Genomic DNA, 15,054 nt, shown 5'->3' with positions numbered 1-15,054 from the left:
TTCTGCCCGCCGCGCCGCTCATGAGAGGTCCACGCAGACGTTGGTCAGTTCGGAGTAGAAGCCCAGGGAGTGCACGCCGCCCTCCCGGCCGATGCCGGACGCCTTCACCCCGCCGAACGGGGTACGCAGGTCCCGCAGGAACCACGTGTTGACCCAGACGATCCCGGCGTCCAGCCGGGCCCCCGACCGGTGCGCCCGGCCCACGTCGCGGGTCCACACCGTCGCGGCGAGCCCGTACTCGGTGCCGTTGGCCAGCGCGTACGCCTCCTCCTCGACGTCGAACGGGGCGACGTGCACCACCGGGCCGAAGATCTCCTCCCGGTTGGTCCGGGCATCCGGGCCGAGCCCGGTGAGCACGGTGGGCCGCACGTACGCGCCACCGTCGCGGGCGTCACCGAACGTGGGCCGGCCTCCGCCGGCACGCACCTGCGCGCCTTCGGCGCGGGCCAGGTCGTGGTAGCCGAGCACCTTCCTGCGGTGCTGCTGCGAGATCAGCGGCATGTTCACCGTCGCCTCGTCCGCCGGCCACCCGTACGCCAGCGCGTCGGCCGCCTTCGCCAACCGCTCGACGAACTCGTCGAAGACCGGCCGCTGCACGTAGATCCGCTCCGTGCACAGGCACACCTGGCCGCCGTTGGTGAAACTCGACCGCACCGAGCCCGCGACCGCCGCGTCCAGATCGGCGTCGGCGAAGACCAGGCCCGCGTTCTTCCCACCCAGCTCGAACGAGACTGCCTTCACCCCGTCCGCCGCCGCCCGCATGATCGCCCCGCCGGTCGACGACTCACCGGTGAACGTGATCGCGTCCACCCCCGGATGCCGGGTCAGGAACTCCCCCGCCGAGTCCGGGCCGAACCCGTGCACCAGGTTGAACACCCCGTCCGGCACCCCGGCGGCGGCCATCACCTCGGCCAGCACCGTCGCCGACGCCGGCGTCTCCTCGCTCGGCTTCACCACCACCGCGTTGCCGCACGCCAACGCCGGCGCGACCTTCCACGTCAGCAACAGCAACGGCAGGTTCCACGGCACCACCACCGCGACCACCCCCACCGGCTTGCGGACGGCGTAGTTCAACGCCCGCCCGCCGGACGGGGTGACCGTGGTGAACGACTCCGTCGGCGCGGTCGCCACGATCTCCGCGAACGCCCGGAAGTTCGCCGCCCCGCGCGGGACGTCCAGGGTCCGGGCCTGCGAGACGGACTTGCCCGTGTCGGCCACCTCGGCGGTGACCAGGTCCTCGAAGCGGCGCTCCAACTCGTCGGCGACCCGGCGCAGCACCTCGGCGCGCTCCCGCTCACCCATCCGGCCCCACGGCCCGCGCAGCGCCGCCCGAGCGGCGGCCACCGCGTCGTCCACCGTCGAACGGCCCGCCTCCACCACCTCGAACACCGGCTCCCCGGTCACCGGGCTGCGCTTGGTGAACCGCCGCCCGGCGTCGACGAACTCGCCGCCGACGAAGTGGCGCAGCAGCCCCGGCTCCCGGTTCGCCCGCCCGGCCATCAGGCCGGGATCCCAGTTCACGCTCATCGCCGCCGCCCCCGGGCCAGTGCCGCGCCGACCGCGCCGACCAGCAGCGTCGCCGCCGTGGCGGCCACCGCCCCGAGCACCGCCTGCTGGCGGCGGACCCGCCGCCGCACCTGCGCGTACGGGGTGGTGGAGAAGGAGACCAGCTCGTACTGCGAGACGTACCGGCCGGGCAGGGCGCGCTCCAGCGCGTGGTCCAGCTCGCGCCGGGCCTGGAACACCGGGGAGGCCACCTTGTCGCGCATCTCCACGAAGTTGGTCAGCGCCATCCGGGCGATCGCCTCCGCGTCGTCCTGCCGCCGTGCCTGGAACAGCGGCAGCGCCGCCGCCCAGTCGTCGTCGCACTCGTCGAGGCAGCGGTCGAGCACGACCACGTCCTCGAAGGCGCAGTTCGCGCCCTGGCCGTAGAACGGCACGATGGCGTGCGCGGCGTCGCCGATCAGGCCGACCCTCCCGTTCGCCTGCCACGGGGCGCAGCGGACCGTGCCGAGCACCCCGACCGGGTTGTGCTGGTAGTCGTCGACCAGGTTGGGCGCGAGCGGTACCAGGTCCGGGTAGTGGGTGGCGAAGTGCCGTTCGATCGCCGCCGGGCTGCTCAGCGAGGCGAAGCTCGCGGTGCCGTGGGTGGGCCAGAACAGCGTGCAGGTGAAGGAGTGGTCCGGGTTGGGCAGGGCGATCATCATCGAGGTGCCGCGCGGCCAGATGTGCAGCGCCGCCGGGTCGAGGGCGAACTCGCCGCCGACCGCCGGGATGGTCAGCTCCTTGTAGCCGTAGTCGAGGAAGTCGAGGCTCTCGCTCAGCACCCCGTACGCGAGGAGTTGCCCGCGCACCGCGGAGCCGGCCCCGTCGGCGCCGAGGACGACCGGCGCGGCGGCCGTGACCTTGCCCTGCGACGTCTCGAAGGTCATCTCCCCCGTGCTCGGGTCGAGCCCGACGAGCCGGTGGTCGAACGCGACCCGCACCCCGGGCAGCGCGGTGGCGGCGGTGAGCAGGGCGTTGTTCAGCGCGCCCCGGCTGATCGAGTTGATCGCCAGGTCCCCGGCGGCGCTGTACGACTGGAACTGCGGCTCGCCCGCGACCGGGTGGATCATCCGGCCGCGCATCGGCAGCGCGTCCGCCATCACCTGACCGTCCAGGCCGATCCGGCGCAGCGCGTCGAGCCCGCGCTCGGACAGCGCCAGGTTGATCGAGCGGCCCCGCTCGGCCCCCCCGGCGCGCGGGTCTCCCCGCCGCTCGTAGAGCGCCACCCGGTACCCGCGCCGGGCCAGGAAGCAGGCCAGCAGGCAGCCGGCGAGCCCGGCCCCGACGACGGCGATCTCGTCCCGTTCCACGTTCATGAGTGCATCTCCACCGTCGCGGCCAGCGCGTCGGCGACCCGCCAGCAGTCGTGGTACGTCGAGTACAGCGGCACCGGGGCGAACCGGACGACGTCCGGCTCCCGGGCGTCGGCGATCACGCCGTGCTCGTGCCGCAGCCGCTTGGTCAGCTCGCCCGCGCTGCCCCCGCCGATGCGCACCGAGAGCTGGCAGCCCCGGCGCTCCGGCTCGCGCGGGGTGACCACCCGCAGCGGCCGGCCGGCCGTGACCCCGTCGAGCAGCCGCTCCAGGTATCCGGTGAGCCGCACGCTGCGCTCCCGCAGCGCCGGCATGCCGACCGAGTCGAACAGCTCCAGCGAGGTCCGCACCGGGCCCATCGCGAAGATCGGGGGGTTGGAGATCTGCCACGCCTCCGCGGTGGCCGGCGGCCGGGACACCGGGGTCATCTCGAACCGGGTGGCCGCCTCGGTGCTCCACCAGCCCTCGAAGCGGATCAGGTCGGCCCGGCCGAGGTGGCGCTCGTGGACGAAGACGCCGGCCAGCGCGCCCGGGCCCGAGTTGAGGTACTTGTAGGAGCACCAGGCGGCGAAGTCGACGCCCCAGTCGTGCAGCGCCAGCGGCACGTTCCCGGCCGCGTGCGCCAGGTCCCAGCCGACCACCGCCCCGGCGGCCCGGCCGGCGGCGGTGATCGCGGGGATGTCCATCAGCTCGCCGGTGAGGTAGTTGACCCCGCCGAGCAGCACCAGCGCGACCGTGTCGCCCTCGGCGGCCAGGAAGTCCAGCACGTCGGCGGTGCGCAGGGTGTCCTCGCCGTCGCGCGGGCGCAACCGGACCACGGTGGCGTCGGGGTCGAGGCCGTGCAGGCGGGCCTGGCTGCGCACCGCGTAGCTGTCCGAGGGGAAGGCGCTGTCCTCGATGACGATCCGGGTGCGCTTCCCCGCCGGTCGGTAGAAGCCGACCATCAGCAGGTGCAGGTTGACCGTGAGGGAGTTCATCACCACGGCCTCCACGGGCCGGGCGCCGACCAGTCGCGCGACCGGCCCGGTCAACAGCTCGTGGTACGGCAGCCAGGGCCGACCCGCCTCCAGGTGCCCCTCGACGCCGAGCCGGCCCCACGCGTCCAGGTCGGCGAGCAGCTCGTCCCGGGTGGCCCGGGGTTGCAGGCCGAGGGAGTTGCCCGCCAGGTACGCGGCCTGCGGGTAGCGCCCGCCGTCGGCCGGCGGCACGTGGAACAGGTGCCGGTGCCCGGGGTCCGTTTGGTCGAGGCGGTGCGCCTCCTGCTCCGAGGGGCGTTTCGCGTCCCGTTCCGGGGTGTCCATGTCGTGTTCCTCGCTCACATTGCCGTCCGGGCCGACCACAGCTCCGGGAAGACCACCCGGGCCATGCTGCGCTGCAACCAGGCGAGGCCGGCCGAGCCGCCGCTGCCGACCTTGGCGCCCATGGTCCGCTGCACCGCCTTGACATGGTTCCACCGCCAGTCGCCGAACTGCTCGGCCACCTCGGCCAACGCCTCGCCGAGCAGCCGCAGGTGGTTGTCCGGGCTGCTGTCGGCGTACACGGCCACCCAGGCGGCCTCCAGGGCCGGGTGCGGCTGGTGCTCCTCGGCGACGTCCCGCTCCAGCACCTCGGCGGGCACGTCGAAGCCGCGCCGGGCCAGCAGGGCCACCACGTCGTCCCAGAGGCTCGGGGCGGCCAGCATGGCGCACAGTTCGTCGTACACCTCGGTCTGCCGGCGGAACGGCCGGATCAGGGCCGGGTCGCGCAGGCCGAGCACGAACTCCAGGTGCCGGTACATCGCCGACTGGAAGCCGGAGCCCTCGCCGAGCAGGTTGCGGAACCGGTTGAAGTCGGCCGGGGTCATCCAGCGCAGCCCCTTCCAGGCCGCGTTGAGCCCCTCCAGGTGCAGGGCCGCGCGGCGCAGCGGGGCCAGCGCGTCCCCGACCCGGTCGGCGCGCAGGCAGCGCTGCGCCTCGCGCAGCTCGTGGCAGGTCAGCCCGAAGTACAGTTCCATGATCTGGCTGACCATCAGGAAGGACATCTCGCCCGGGTCGTCGCTGAGCGGCTGCTGCAACCGGTGCAGGGTGCTGGCGTGCACGTACGCGTCGTAGGGCACCCGCTCGGCGAACTCCAGCGTGGGTTCGCCGCCGTTGCGGGCAGCCCGGGCCGCCCGCTGCTGCGGGGTCGCCGGACGGACCGCCGCGGCCAGCGCGGGGGCCCGCAGGTCCGTCTGCTTCACCTGTCGTCTCCATCCACTCGGCCGGGTAGCGTCATGGTGCCCTGGTGGAAGGGCCGAATGGAATGCCGATTCGACGGCACTATCAGCCTCCGACCTGCCACGACAAAGGCGAACGCCCCTTCGGGGTTTCGGGAAGGAAGGTCAGGCGTGGACCACATGGACTGGGCGCTGCTGCGCGAGCTCCAGGCCGACGCCCGGTTGTCGTTCAGCGAGCTGTCCCGCCGGGTGCACCTGTCACCGCCGGCGGTGGCCGAACGGGTCCGCCGGTTGGAGGAGTCGGGGGTGATCACCGGCTACCGCGCCCACGTCGACCTGGCCCGGGCCGGCCGCGCCGTGGTCGCCCTGATCCGGATGTCCTGCTACGGGTCCCGGTGCATCCTGCACGACCCGGAGGTGCCGCACTGGCCGGAGATCCTGGAGATCCACCGGATCACCGGCGACGCGTGCAGCATGCTCAAGGTCGCGACCGGGTCGATCGGCGAGTTCGAGCGGGTGATCGACCGGCTCGCCCCGTACGGCCAGCCGTCGAGCACCATGGTCCTGTCCACCCCCCTCGACTGGCACCCCGTCACCCCGCTTGACGGCGGGCCGCCCGCCTGACGCCCCACGCGCCGGAGAGCCCCTGTCGGCGCCCCCGGCCCGCCGCGCCGCCGACCGGCGGGTTTGCCCCGACGCCAGGGGGAATGCAGGGCGGACTACCCGGGGGAGGATTCCGGTGCCCGGCACCGGGAGGGGGGAATCATGCGGGGGCTCACCGCGTCACATCGCGTCCTGTCGGCCGTGCTGACCGTGTTCGGCCTGGTCGGGGCGTTCGTCCTGGCCACGGTCGCGCCGGCCCGGGCCGGGGAGAACACCTTCGTCGAGGTCACGCCGAACAGCGCGCAGGCCGGCACCCGAGTCAACATCCGGGCGAGCTGCGACAACGACAACAAGCAGCAGGCGGACGTGCGGTCCGACGCGTTCGCGCGGGTCGTGCTCCGGCCCGACAACGGCTTCCTGACCGGGGCGGTCACCATCCCGGAGAACAAGCAGCCCGGCGAGTACTCCGTCAAGCTGCACTGCAAGAACGGCGGCACCGCGACCACCACGCTCACCGTGCTGAACATGGCCCAGCCGAGCAAGGGACCCAACACCGGTGGCGGCGGCACGGCCGGCGACGACCGGGGCACCGGCCCGCTGCTGCTCGTGGGCGGCCTCGCGGCGGCGGCCGTGGCGGCCGGGTTCGGGGCGTTCGGCGCGCGCCGGCGTACCGGGACGCGAACCTGACGAGGTCGCCATGGCCCACCGACGTACGCGAGTCGACCCGGCCCGGGACCCGCGCCGCGGCACCGGCCGGTTCCGGGCGGCGGCCCGGCTGGTGGCCCGGGGGTGCGGCCGGGTCGTCCGGGTCACCGGGCAGGTCTTCTCGGCCAGCGTCGCCACGGTCGACCCGGCCGCCCGCCCGGTGGCCGTCGCCCCGGGCCGGGGCGGGCCGGGCGCGGGCCGGTGGCGGCTGGCCCGCCGGGGCCCCGGCGGCCCGGTGCTGGTCATCGCCGCCCTGATGGTGCTGATCGTGGCCATGCTCGGCGTCGAGCGGGTGACCGGGCACAGCGTGCTGCCGGACCGGTTCATCGCCGGCCTGCGGCCCCCGCCGAAGAAGTTCCCGGTGCTGCCGGCCAGCCGGCCGGTCGCCATCAGCAGCGACCCGATCGACCTGGACGCCCCGGTGCACGACGTCGGCATCGCGGCGGACGGCAGCATCGGGGTGCCCGACGCCGCCCGCGCACAGGAGGCAGCCTGGTACGACCAGGGGCCGACCCCCGGCCAGTACGGGCCGGCGGTGATCGTCGGCCACGTCGACACCCGGACCGGGCCGGCGGTCTTCCACGGGCTGAAGGAGCTGCGTTCCGGCGACCGGGTCGAGATCCGCCGGGAGGACCGCTCGGTGGCGGTGTTCGAGGTCGACTCGGTGCACCGCTACGACAAGGACCAGCTGCCGGTGAGCGAGGTCTACGGCGACTTCACCCGGCCGAGGCTGCGCCTGATCACCTGCGGCGGCCGGTGGGTCGGCGGGGAGACCGGGTACGCCGACAACGTGGTGGTCTACGCGTCCCTGGTGAAGGCCCGCCACGAGTGAGGCCCCCAGCCCGTCCCGGTCCCGGCACCGCTCAGGCCGCCGCCTCGGTCTCGGGCTCGCGCAGGTCGAGCCAGTTGGCCCAGCGCGGGTCGGGGGTGCGGTGGCCGAGCACCCGCCAGGCCGTCCCCATCGGGACGACGGGCGGCGAGTGCAGCCGCCAGCCGAGCTCCGCCGGGGTCTTGTCGCCCTTGGTGTGGTTGCACCGGGCACACGCGGCCACCACGTTCTCCCAGGCGTGCCGGCCGCCCCGGCTGCGCGGGAACACGTGGTCGATGGTCTCCGCCGGGCCCCGGCAGTACCCGCACCGCCAGCCGTCCCGGGCGAAGATCGCCCGCCGGGAGAGCCCGACGTGGGTGCGGTAGGGAACCCGGACGAACCGGGTGAGCCGGACCACCGAGGGCACCGGGAGCGCGTTGCGGGCGCTGTGCAGCACACCCTCACCGTCGGCCACGCAGATGGCCTTGGCGGAAAGGACGAGGATCGCGGCGCGACGCACCGACACGACACACAGCGGCTCGTAGGTGGCGTTGAGAACCAGCGCGCCGGAGCCCACCGCGGGTCGTATGTCAGGCATCGAAACTCACCTTCCCGGTCCAGCCGCTCCCACCGCTGGCCGCGCCGGGCACGCCCGCGCACGGCGGAACCACGCCCGACGCCGGCAGGATCACCGACGTCCGTTGCGCCAATCGTCCCTGATAAGACCCAGGATTGCACGTACTAATCCGGGGTCCCTCGGGAAGCCCTTTCGGGCCGTGCAAGGATGACCGGTTCGCCACGGTCCGCCGGTGACGGCGGACCAGATGGGTGGGTCCGCCGGCCGGTGCCCGACGGCCGTGGGGTACTAAGACAGGGTGAGTGCCGCCAGCCTGATGATCGCCGCCCTGTCCGTGGCTGCCCCGAGTCCCGCCCCGGACGTCACCCCGAGCGCCGACTGCCAGAGCAGCACCTCCTGCGAGTGGTTGTACGAGACGACCGGGTCGTCGTGGTTCGCCGAGGGCAGCTACTGGATCCTGCTGAAGCCGCTGCGGGTGCTGGTGATCCTCGTACTGGCGTTCATCGCCCGCTGGGCGCTGCACCGGATGATCAAGCGGCTGGTCCGCACCACCGCCGACGGGGTGCCGACCATGTTGCGCCCGCTGCGGGAGCGGGTGCCGACCGCCACGCACCAGCCCGGCGAGTTCGTCCCCGAGCGCCGCCGGCAGCGGGCGGAGGCCATCGGCTCGGTGCTGCGCAGCATGGTCACCGCGTTCGTCTTCGGCATAGCGCTGCTGATGATCCTGCGCGAGTTCAGCTTCGACCTGGCGCCGCTGCTGGCCAGCGCGGGCATCGCCGGCGTGGCGCTCGGCTTCGGCGCGCAGAGCCTGGTCAAGGACCTGATCGCCGGCCTGTTCATGCTGGTGGAGGACCAGTACGGCGTCGGCGACACGGTCGACCTCGGCGAGGCCACCGGCGTGGTGGAGTCGGTGGGGCTGCGGGTCACCACGGTCCGGGACGGCCGGGGCGTGCTCTGGTACATCCGTAATGGCGAGATCATCCGGGTGGGCAACAAGAGCCAGGGCTGGGCGCTGGTCGTGGTCGACCTGCCGATCGGGTTCGCCGGCACCGAGGAGGCGACGGCGGTGCTGCGGACCGCCGCGGCCTCGGTGGCGATGGACCCCGACCTGGCCCCCGAGATCGTGGAGGCCCCCGATGTGCTGGGCGTCGAGCAGATGACGATGGACGGCGCGGTGATCCGTACCGTCGTCAAGACCACCGCCGACGGGCAGTTCGCGGTCGGCCGGGAGTTGCGCCGGCGGCTCGCCGAGGCGCTGGAGAACTCCGGCATCACGGCGAAGATCGCCGCCGCCCGTCTCTACCCGGGTTTCCCGCTGCGCACCGTCGAGGGCGGGGCAACCGGCCAGGGCGGGCCCACCTGAACCGCGAAGAACGTCGATGACCTGCGACTTTGCCTGACCATGGATCTGAGGGGTCGCGGACCGCGCGGCCCCTCGGGTATCGTCCGTTCGTTCAGTCGGAGATGCGACGATCAAACCGTTCGCCCTAGTCAGCTCTCAGACGATCGGGCAGAATCCGGTACGCACGCCATCTGCCGGAGCGTAATCACGTCTCGCTGATCCGTAGATCTGACGACGGTTTCCCGGGCAGGCCATCACGAGTGGCCACCGTGGAGACGATGGAGGCCACGGTGTCCGACGAGCGACCCTCCCAGGAAGGGCCAGCCACCTTCCGCGAGGTGTTCGCCCAACGGGAGTACAGGGCGGTCTTCGCCGCGAGCGGGCTCTCCTGGATCGGCGACTTCATCGCGAAGGCCGCAGTCACCGTTCTGGTCTACCGCGAGACCGAGTCCGTGGCCTACTCGGCCGCCGCGTTCGCGGTCAGCTTCCTGCCCTGGCTGATCGGCGGCCCGCTGCTGGCCACGCTGGCGGAACGGCACCGCTACCGGTCGGTGATGGTGGCCTGCGACCTGATCCGGATGGCCCTGATGGTGCTGGTCGCCATCCCGTGGAATCCGCCGTGGCTGATCCTCTGCCTGCTCTTCGCGACCACCCTGGCCAACCCGCCGAGCCAGGCCGCCCGGTCCGCGCTGATGCCACTCATCCTGACCGGCGACCGGCTGGTGGTCGGGCTCTCGCTGAACAGCAGCACCGGCCAGGCCGCCCAGGTGATCGGCTATCTGATCGGCGCGGCCATCGCCGCGGTCAACCCGACCGCCGCCCTGCTGATCAACGCGGGCACCTTCGCCCTCTCGGCGACCCTGGTCCGCTTCGGCGTCCGGGACCGGCCACCGGCGATGAGCGCGGCGCACCGGAGCCACCTGCTGCGGGAGACAGCCGATGGCTTCCGGATCGTCTTCGGCACCCCGGTGCTGCGGGCGGTCGCCCTGCTGGTGTTCAGCTCCATGCTCTTCTCGATCGTGCCCGAAGGGCTGGCCGCCGCATGGGCCCGGGAGGGCGCCGGCGGCGGCCTGGACACCGGCGCCTCCCAGGCCGCCATCATGGCCGCCAACCCGATCGGCTTCATCCTCGGCGGGCTGCTGGTCGGCCGGGCGGTCGCCCCGGCCCGCCGGCTGCTCCTGATCCGGCCGCTGGCGGTGCTCGCGCCGCTGGCCCTGGTGCCGGCGCTGCTCGACCCGCCGCCGCTGGTGGTGGCCCTGCTCGCCGCCCTCTGCGGCTTCGCGGTCGCCGGGCTGCTCCCGGTCGCCAACGGGCTCTTCGTCCGGGCGCTGCCGAACGGCTTCCGGGCCCGCGCGTTCGGGGTGATGGCCACCGGGGTTCAGGTGATCCAGGGCGCCGCCGTGCTGATCACCGGCCTGCTCGCCGAGCGGTTCTCGATCCCGCTGGTGGTGGGCGTGTGGAGCGCCGCCGGGGTCCTGCTGATGCTGCTCACCGCCGCGCGCTGGCCCAGTCGGGCCGCGATCGACGCGGCGGTCGAGGCCGCTGGGAACGAGGCCGGCCCCGGCCTGCCCCGGCCGGCGGGCAGGGGCGACGGCAAGGGCGAGGGGCAGCTCGACAACCTGCCGGGCGAGCACAGCCGACGCAGCCACGCGGTGGGCTGACCCGCCGGTGTGACGAGGACGGCAGCGGCCCCGGCCGGTACGCCCCCGCCGGTCGCGGACGCACCTGGCAGGATGGAACGGTGAATCCCGCTGGTGAGTCCGAGCGTGCCGTGACCCTCTTCGAGGCGGTCGGCGGCGAACCCACCTTCCGCAAGCTGGTGGACGAGTTCTACGTCGGCGTCGCCACCGATTCGCTGCTGCGGCCGATGTACCCGGAGGAGGACCTCGGCCCCGCGGCGGACCGGCTGACGCTGTTCCTGATCCAGTACTGGGGCGGCCCCAACACCTACTCCGCCCAGCGGGGGCATCCCCGGCTGCGGATGCGGCACGCCCCGTTCCGGATCGGCGCGGCCGAGCGGGACGCCTGGCTGCACCACATGCGCCGGGCCGTCGACCGGCTGGACCTGCCGCCGGAGATCGCCACCGCGCTGTGGGACTACCTGGAACGGGCCGCCTACTTCATGGTGAACGCGATGGACGACCCGGCGGCCGGCCCGGCCTGACCTGACCGGCGGGTCAGAGCAGCGCGCCCTCGTCGTGCAGCCAGTCCACGAAGGTGGTGGCCACCGCCGCGCCACAGTCGAGCATCTCGACCAGGAGCGCGTCGTGCGCCCCCGCACCGAGGGGCACCTGGAGCTCCGCGTAGATCGGCAGTTGACCCCGCTCGGTGGGGTCGCCGATGTAGGCCTTGCAGAACCGACGGGTGTGGTTCCACTCGTTGACCACCCGGTAGGCCCGGTCGACCCAGTCGGGCGGGACCGTCGCGTGTGGACGGGCCCGCATCACCAGGATCTCGTCCTCCGGGCCCTCCAGAGTGACCAGCACCGCGTGCCGCTCCCACATGGCCAGCAGGTTGCCGTCGCCGTCGGCCAGGTAGCGCACGTCCAGCAGGTCGAGCGCGTCGCAGACCCGGCGGAGGGTGACCGGCCCGATGGTTGCCGACATGTCCGTGATCACGGCACGGTCGGCGGCCGGGCAGTCGTCGCCCGGTTGACGTGGGGCCGGTGGTCCGACCCGGACGGTGCTGTCCACTGTGATCCCGCTTCGAGTTTCCGGTTCGCCGTCACCGGCGGGACCGGGGCGCCATGACCACCACGGCATCGCTCGCGCACCTCACTCCCCAGCGGATCCACTCGCCTACGGTGCGTTGGATCCGAGGATGGACGGTACCCGGACAGCCGGGTTGAAGCATCCCCCCAACGGCAGCACCGATCCAGAAGAATGAACAGGGGTCATACTTTCGGCTGAGCCCCGAGCGGCGTGACGACAAGATCAGCAACCTTCTGCGACCACACGGCTCCGTATGGTCCCACCAGACTGACCCATCGCCCAGCCACACGCACCTGAACGTCGCCACGGGCGGTCCCGCCAGCGAAGGGTAGGGGGGTCCCCACCGGGGTACCGGCACCATCGCCGGGGCGGCCCAGGAAGCCCATCCGGAGCAGTCCCTGGACCAGCCGCTGGGCGATCTCGACCGGTGGGCCGGGCGGGCCGTCCGGGGTGACCACCACGGCGACGTGGTCGAGCAGGGCGTCCCGCAACACCCGCTGCCCCACCGCCCGGCCGTTGAGGCCATGGGCCGCGGCCTCGCGCAGCGTCTCCGCCGCCGCCTCGGCGATCCGCCACAGCTCCCCGGCCGGCAACACCTCCACGGGTCGGCTCGTCGAGGGCGGCAGCGGCCAGCGCCACTGGGCGTCCCGCCGGGGCGGCAGGGCCTCCTCGCCGGCCGCCAGCGCGGCCAGGAGTTCCCGGGCGGCGACCGTGGCGTCGCCGCAACCTGCCCCGGCCACCGTCCGGACGGCCAGCACACCCCACGGCAGCCGGGCCCAGAGGACCGTCCGGCCGACCGGCGCAGTCCCGTCGGCCGGGGCGGAGGGCAGCACGGAGGGCGGCGCCGCCGGCACGCCGGGCGGGGTCGACGGGACGGCTTCCGGCGGGTCCGCCGGGCCGGCCGGACGCAGCCGGACCAGTGCCGCCGGGTCGAGCCGGACCAGCCGGGCCAGGAACGCTCCCGCGTCGGCCACCCCGACCAGCCCGTGCCCGCCGCCGGCCAGGTCGGACCCGTGCCGGCGGGCCGGGACGCCGCTCACGCCCGGGCCCCGGCCGCGCCGACGCCGACGCCCGGGGCGTACGCGAGCAGGAAGGCCCGCTCCTCCTCGGTGATCCGCCGGGGCCGCTTGGCGACCAGGTCGAACGGGACCAGCACCGAGCGGGCGGTGCTGGCCAGCACGTCACCGTCGTACAGCTCGTAGCCGACGGTGAACCGGGAGGCCCGGATCTCCTCGATCCACAGCTCGATCCGCACGGTGGGAGCGGCCTCCGCGGTGGCCCGGCCCAGCGCGTAGTCGACCGGGCGCAGGTAGTCGACCTCGTGCCGGCGGATCACCACCCCGTCGGCGAACGAGCCCACCCCCCACGCCCGGCCGCCGGCGAACATCAACGCCACCCGCGCCTCCTCGTACAGGGTGAGGAAGCGCGAGTTGTTGACGTGCCCGTACGCGTCCAGGTCGGACCAGCGCAGCGTGCAGTGGTAGACGAACCGGTCAGTCACGGGTGAGCTTGCGGTAGGTCACCCGGTGCGGGCGGGCCGCCTCGGCCCCGAGCCGATCGATCTTGTTCTTCTCGTACGCCTCGAAGTTGCCCTCGAACCAGAACCACTTCGCCGGGTTCTGGTCGTCGCCCTCCCAGGCCAGGATGTGCGTGGAGACCCGGTCGAGGAACATCCGGTCGTGGGAGATGACCACGGCGCAGCCGGGGAACTCCAGCAGCGCGTTCTCCAGGCTGGACAGGGTCTCCACGTCCAGGTCGTTGGTCGGCTCGTCGAGCAGGAGGACGTTCCCGCCGATCTTCAGGGTCAGCGCCAGGTTGAGCCGGTTGCGCTCGCCGCCGGAGAGGACCTTGGTCGGCTTCTGCTGGTCCGGCCCCTTGAACCCGAACGCCGCGATGTATGCCCGCGACGGCATCTCGACCTTGCCCACCATGAGGTAGTCCAGGCCGTCGGAGACGACCTCCCAGACGCTCTTGTCGCCGTCGAGGCCCTGCCGGTTCTGGTCGACGTACGACAGGGAGACGGTGGGGCCGACCCGGACCTCGCCGTCGGTCGGCTGCTCCAGCCCGACGATGGTCTTGAACAGGGTGGTCTTGCCGACACCGTTCGGGCCGATGATGCCGACGATGCCGTTGCGCGGCAGCGAGAACGACAGGTTGTCGATCAGCAGCCGGTCGCCGAAGCCCTTGCTCAGGCTCTGCGCCTCGATCACCGTGCTGCCCAGGCGCGGGCCCGGCGGGATCTGGATCTCCTCGAAGTCGAGTTTGCGGGTCTTCTCCGCCTCGGTGGCCATCTCGTCGTACCGGTCGAGGCGGGCCTTGGACTTGGTCTGCCGCGCCTTGGCGTTGGAGCGGACCCACTCCAGCTCCTCGGTGAGCCGCTTCTTCATCTTGGCGTCGCGGCGCCCCTCGACGGCCAGCCGGGCGGCCTTCTTCTCCAGGTAGGTGGAGTAGTTGCCCTCGTAGCCGATGGCCCGGCCGCGGTCCAGCTCCAGGATCCAGCCGGCCACCTTGTCCAGGAAGTACCGGTCGTGCGTGATCGCCATGACGGTGCCGGCGTACTTGGCCAGGTGCTGCTCCAGCCAGGAGACGCTCTCCGCGTCCAGGTGGTTGGTGGGCTCGTCGAGCAGCAGCAGGTCGGGCGCCTCAAGCAGCAGCTTGCAGAGCGCGACCCGACGGCGCTCGCCACCGGAGAGCTCGGTGACGTCGGCGTCCGGCGGCGGGCAGCGCAGCGCGTCCATGGCCAGTTCGAGCTTGGAGTCGATGTCCCAGGCGTCGAGGTGGTCCAGCTCCTCCTGGAGCTTGCCCATCTCCTCCATCAGCTCGTCGGAGTAGTCCGTCGCCATCTGCTCGGCGATGGAGTTGAACCGCTCCAGCTTGGCCTTGGTCTCCGCGACCGCCTCCTCGACGTTGCCGAGGACGGTCTTGGCTTCGTTGAGCGGGGGCTCCTGGGCGAGCATGCCGACGGTGTAGCCGGGCATCAGCCGGGCCTCGCCGTTGCTCGGCCGGTCCAACCCTGCCATGATCTTGAGGAGGCTGGACTTACCGGCGCCGTTCGGGCCGACCACACCGATCTTGGCCCCCGGCAGGAAGCTCAGCGTCACGTTGTCGAGCACGACCTTGTCGCCGTGCGCCTTGCGCGCCTTTTCCAGGACGTAGATGTACTGGGCCACGGTGCGGGCTACCTCCGTAGGTTGTGATCTGAAAGCTTGCGGGTGCGGGCGCGGCTCCGGGTGCCGCTCGCCGCCGCCGGCCGGGG

General features: G+C 73.0%; 15 protein-coding genes. 6 read left to right on the top strand and 9 right to left on the bottom strand.

The annotated features are described in order from the left end of the window. Nucleotides 1-18: 18 nt before the first annotated feature. The 4 genes from OG559_RS18055 to OG559_RS18040 are packed head-to-tail and all read right to left on the bottom strand — an operon-like array spanning nucleotide 19 to nucleotide 5,076. Complete coding sequence (locus OG559_RS18055) at nucleotides 19-1,500, bottom strand: 2-hydroxymuconic semialdehyde dehydrogenase (protein ID WP_405116757.1); 1,482 nt, start codon at nucleotides 1,498-1,500, stop codon at nucleotides 19-21. Between the two features lie 23 nt (nucleotides 1,501-1,523). Continuing rightward, nucleotides 1,524-2,861, bottom strand: coding sequence for an FAD-dependent oxidoreductase (locus OG559_RS18050; RefSeq protein WP_405105261.1), 1,338 nt, complete (start codon nucleotides 2,859-2,861; stop codon nucleotides 1,524-1,526). Then, a complete protein-coding gene (gene kynU / locus OG559_RS18045; protein ID WP_405105259.1) occupies nucleotides 2,858-4,159 on the bottom strand; it encodes a kynureninase in 1,302 nt (433 codons plus the stop codon). The genes OG559_RS18050 and kynU overlap by 4 nt, the downstream gene beginning before the upstream one ends. A 14-nt stretch (nucleotides 4,160-4,173) precedes the next feature. Then, on the bottom strand, nucleotides 4,174-5,076 hold the full coding sequence (locus OG559_RS18040) for a tryptophan 2,3-dioxygenase (protein WP_405105257.1): 903 nt from the start codon (nucleotides 5,074-5,076) through the stop codon (nucleotides 4,174-4,176). Between the two features lie 147 nt (nucleotides 5,077-5,223). On the opposite strand from OG559_RS18040, the gene OG559_RS18035 reads away from it, so the two are divergent. The 3 genes from OG559_RS18035 to OG559_RS18025 all read left to right on the top strand — a co-directional run bounded on the left by OG559_RS18035 (nucleotide 5,224) and on the right by OG559_RS18025 (nucleotide 7,192). Continuing rightward, entirely contained in the window at nucleotides 5,224-5,676 is a 453-nt protein-coding gene (locus OG559_RS18035; protein ID WP_396669941.1) for an Lrp/AsnC family transcriptional regulator, read from the top strand. Between the two features lie 141 nt (nucleotides 5,677-5,817). Next, the gene (locus OG559_RS18030) at nucleotides 5,818-6,342 is read left to right on the top strand and encodes a hypothetical protein (protein ID WP_405105255.1); all 525 of its coding nucleotides are present in this window, start codon (nucleotides 5,818-5,820) and stop codon (nucleotides 6,340-6,342) included. 10 nt (nucleotides 6,343-6,352) lie between these two features. Beyond that, entirely contained in the window at nucleotides 6,353-7,192 is an 840-nt protein-coding gene (locus OG559_RS18025) for a class F sortase (RefSeq protein ID WP_405105253.1), read from the top strand. A gap of 31 nt (nucleotides 7,193-7,223) precedes the next feature. Here the strand turns inward: OG559_RS18025 and OG559_RS18020 are convergent, their stop codons facing one another. After that, a complete protein-coding gene (locus OG559_RS18020) occupies nucleotides 7,224-7,766 on the bottom strand; it encodes an HNH endonuclease (protein ID WP_396669944.1) in 543 nt (180 codons plus the stop codon). A 295-nt stretch (nucleotides 7,767-8,061) separates the two neighbouring features. Here OG559_RS18020 and OG559_RS18015 point away from each other — a divergent pair, with 295 nt between their 5' ends. The 3 genes from OG559_RS18015 (at nucleotide 8,062) to OG559_RS18005 (ending at nucleotide 11,251) form a co-directional block, all read left to right on the top strand. Continuing rightward, entirely contained in the window at nucleotides 8,062-9,108 is a 1,047-nt protein-coding gene (locus OG559_RS18015) for a mechanosensitive ion channel family protein (protein WP_405116755.1), read from the top strand. A 257-nt stretch (nucleotides 9,109-9,365) separates the two neighbouring features. Beyond that, a complete protein-coding gene (locus OG559_RS18010; protein ID WP_405105251.1) occupies nucleotides 9,366-10,748 on the top strand; it encodes an MFS transporter in 1,383 nt (460 codons plus the stop codon). Nucleotides 10,749-10,828: 80 nt separating this feature from the next. After that, nucleotides 10,829-11,251: a globin gene (locus OG559_RS18005; RefSeq protein ID WP_405105249.1), complete on the top strand. Its 423-nt coding sequence runs from the start codon at nucleotides 10,829-10,831 to the stop codon at nucleotides 11,249-11,251. A gap of 13 nt (nucleotides 11,252-11,264) precedes the next feature. On the opposite strand, the gene OG559_RS18000 is transcribed toward OG559_RS18005, so the two are convergent. From OG559_RS18000 to ettA, 4 genes are all read right to left on the bottom strand, one after another. Next, on the bottom strand, nucleotides 11,265-11,849 hold the full coding sequence (locus OG559_RS18000) for a YbjN domain-containing protein (RefSeq protein WP_387026464.1): 585 nt from the start codon (nucleotides 11,847-11,849) through the stop codon (nucleotides 11,265-11,267). A 131-nt stretch (nucleotides 11,850-11,980) separates the two neighbouring features. Beyond that, a complete protein-coding gene (locus OG559_RS17995; RefSeq protein WP_405105247.1) occupies nucleotides 11,981-12,838 on the bottom strand; it encodes a hypothetical protein in 858 nt (285 codons plus the stop codon). Then, complete coding sequence (locus OG559_RS17990; RefSeq protein WP_405105245.1) at nucleotides 12,835-13,299, bottom strand: acyl-CoA thioesterase; 465 nt, start codon at nucleotides 13,297-13,299, stop codon at nucleotides 12,835-12,837. Before OG559_RS17990 ends, OG559_RS17995 begins: the two co-directional genes overlap by 4 nt. Continuing rightward, the gene (gene ettA, locus OG559_RS17985) at nucleotides 13,292-14,968 is read right to left on the bottom strand and encodes an energy-dependent translational throttle protein EttA (RefSeq protein ID WP_405105243.1); all 1,677 of its coding nucleotides are present in this window, start codon (nucleotides 14,966-14,968) and stop codon (nucleotides 13,292-13,294) included. The genes OG559_RS17990 and ettA overlap by 8 nt, the downstream gene beginning before the upstream one ends. Between the last annotated feature and the right edge of the window lie 86 nt (nucleotides 14,969-15,054).

The organism is Micromonospora sp. NBC_01405, assembly GCF_045040155.1.
In the GTDB taxonomy this organism is placed as follows: Bacteria; Actinomycetota; Actinomycetes; order Mycobacteriales; family Micromonosporaceae; genus Micromonospora.
This window is presented reverse-complemented; position numbering and strand designations above follow the sequence as displayed.

Excerpts from the sequence above, each read along its gene's own strand:
- OG559_RS18055 (WP_405116757.1), bottom strand. The coding sequence starts at position 1,500 with ATGGCCGGGCGGGCGAACCGGGAGCCGGGGCTGCTGCGCCACTTCGTC.
- OG559_RS18050 (WP_405105261.1), bottom strand. The coding sequence starts at position 2,861 with ATGAACGTGGAACGGGACGAGATCGCCGTCGTCGGGGCCGGGCTCGCC.
- kynU (WP_405105259.1), bottom strand. The coding sequence starts at position 4,159 with ATGGACACCCCGGAACGGGACGCGAAACGCCCCTCGGAGCAGGAGGCG.
- OG559_RS18030 (WP_405105255.1), top strand. The coding sequence starts at position 5,818 with ATGCGGGGGCTCACCGCGTCACATCGCGTCCTGTCGGCCGTGCTGACC.
- OG559_RS18025 (WP_405105253.1), top strand. The coding sequence starts at position 6,353 with ATGGCCCACCGACGTACGCGAGTCGACCCGGCCCGGGACCCGCGCCGC.
- OG559_RS18020 (WP_396669944.1), bottom strand. The coding sequence starts at position 7,766 with ATGCCTGACATACGACCCGCGGTGGGCTCCGGCGCGCTGGTTCTCAAC.
- OG559_RS18015 (WP_405116755.1), top strand. The coding sequence starts at position 8,062 with ATGATCGCCGCCCTGTCCGTGGCTGCCCCGAGTCCCGCCCCGGACGTC.
- OG559_RS18010 (WP_405105251.1), top strand. The coding sequence starts at position 9,366 with ATGGAGGCCACGGTGTCCGACGAGCGACCCTCCCAGGAAGGGCCAGCC.
- OG559_RS18000 (WP_387026464.1), bottom strand. The coding sequence starts at position 11,849 with ATGCCGTGGTGGTCATGGCGCCCCGGTCCCGCCGGTGACGGCGAACCG.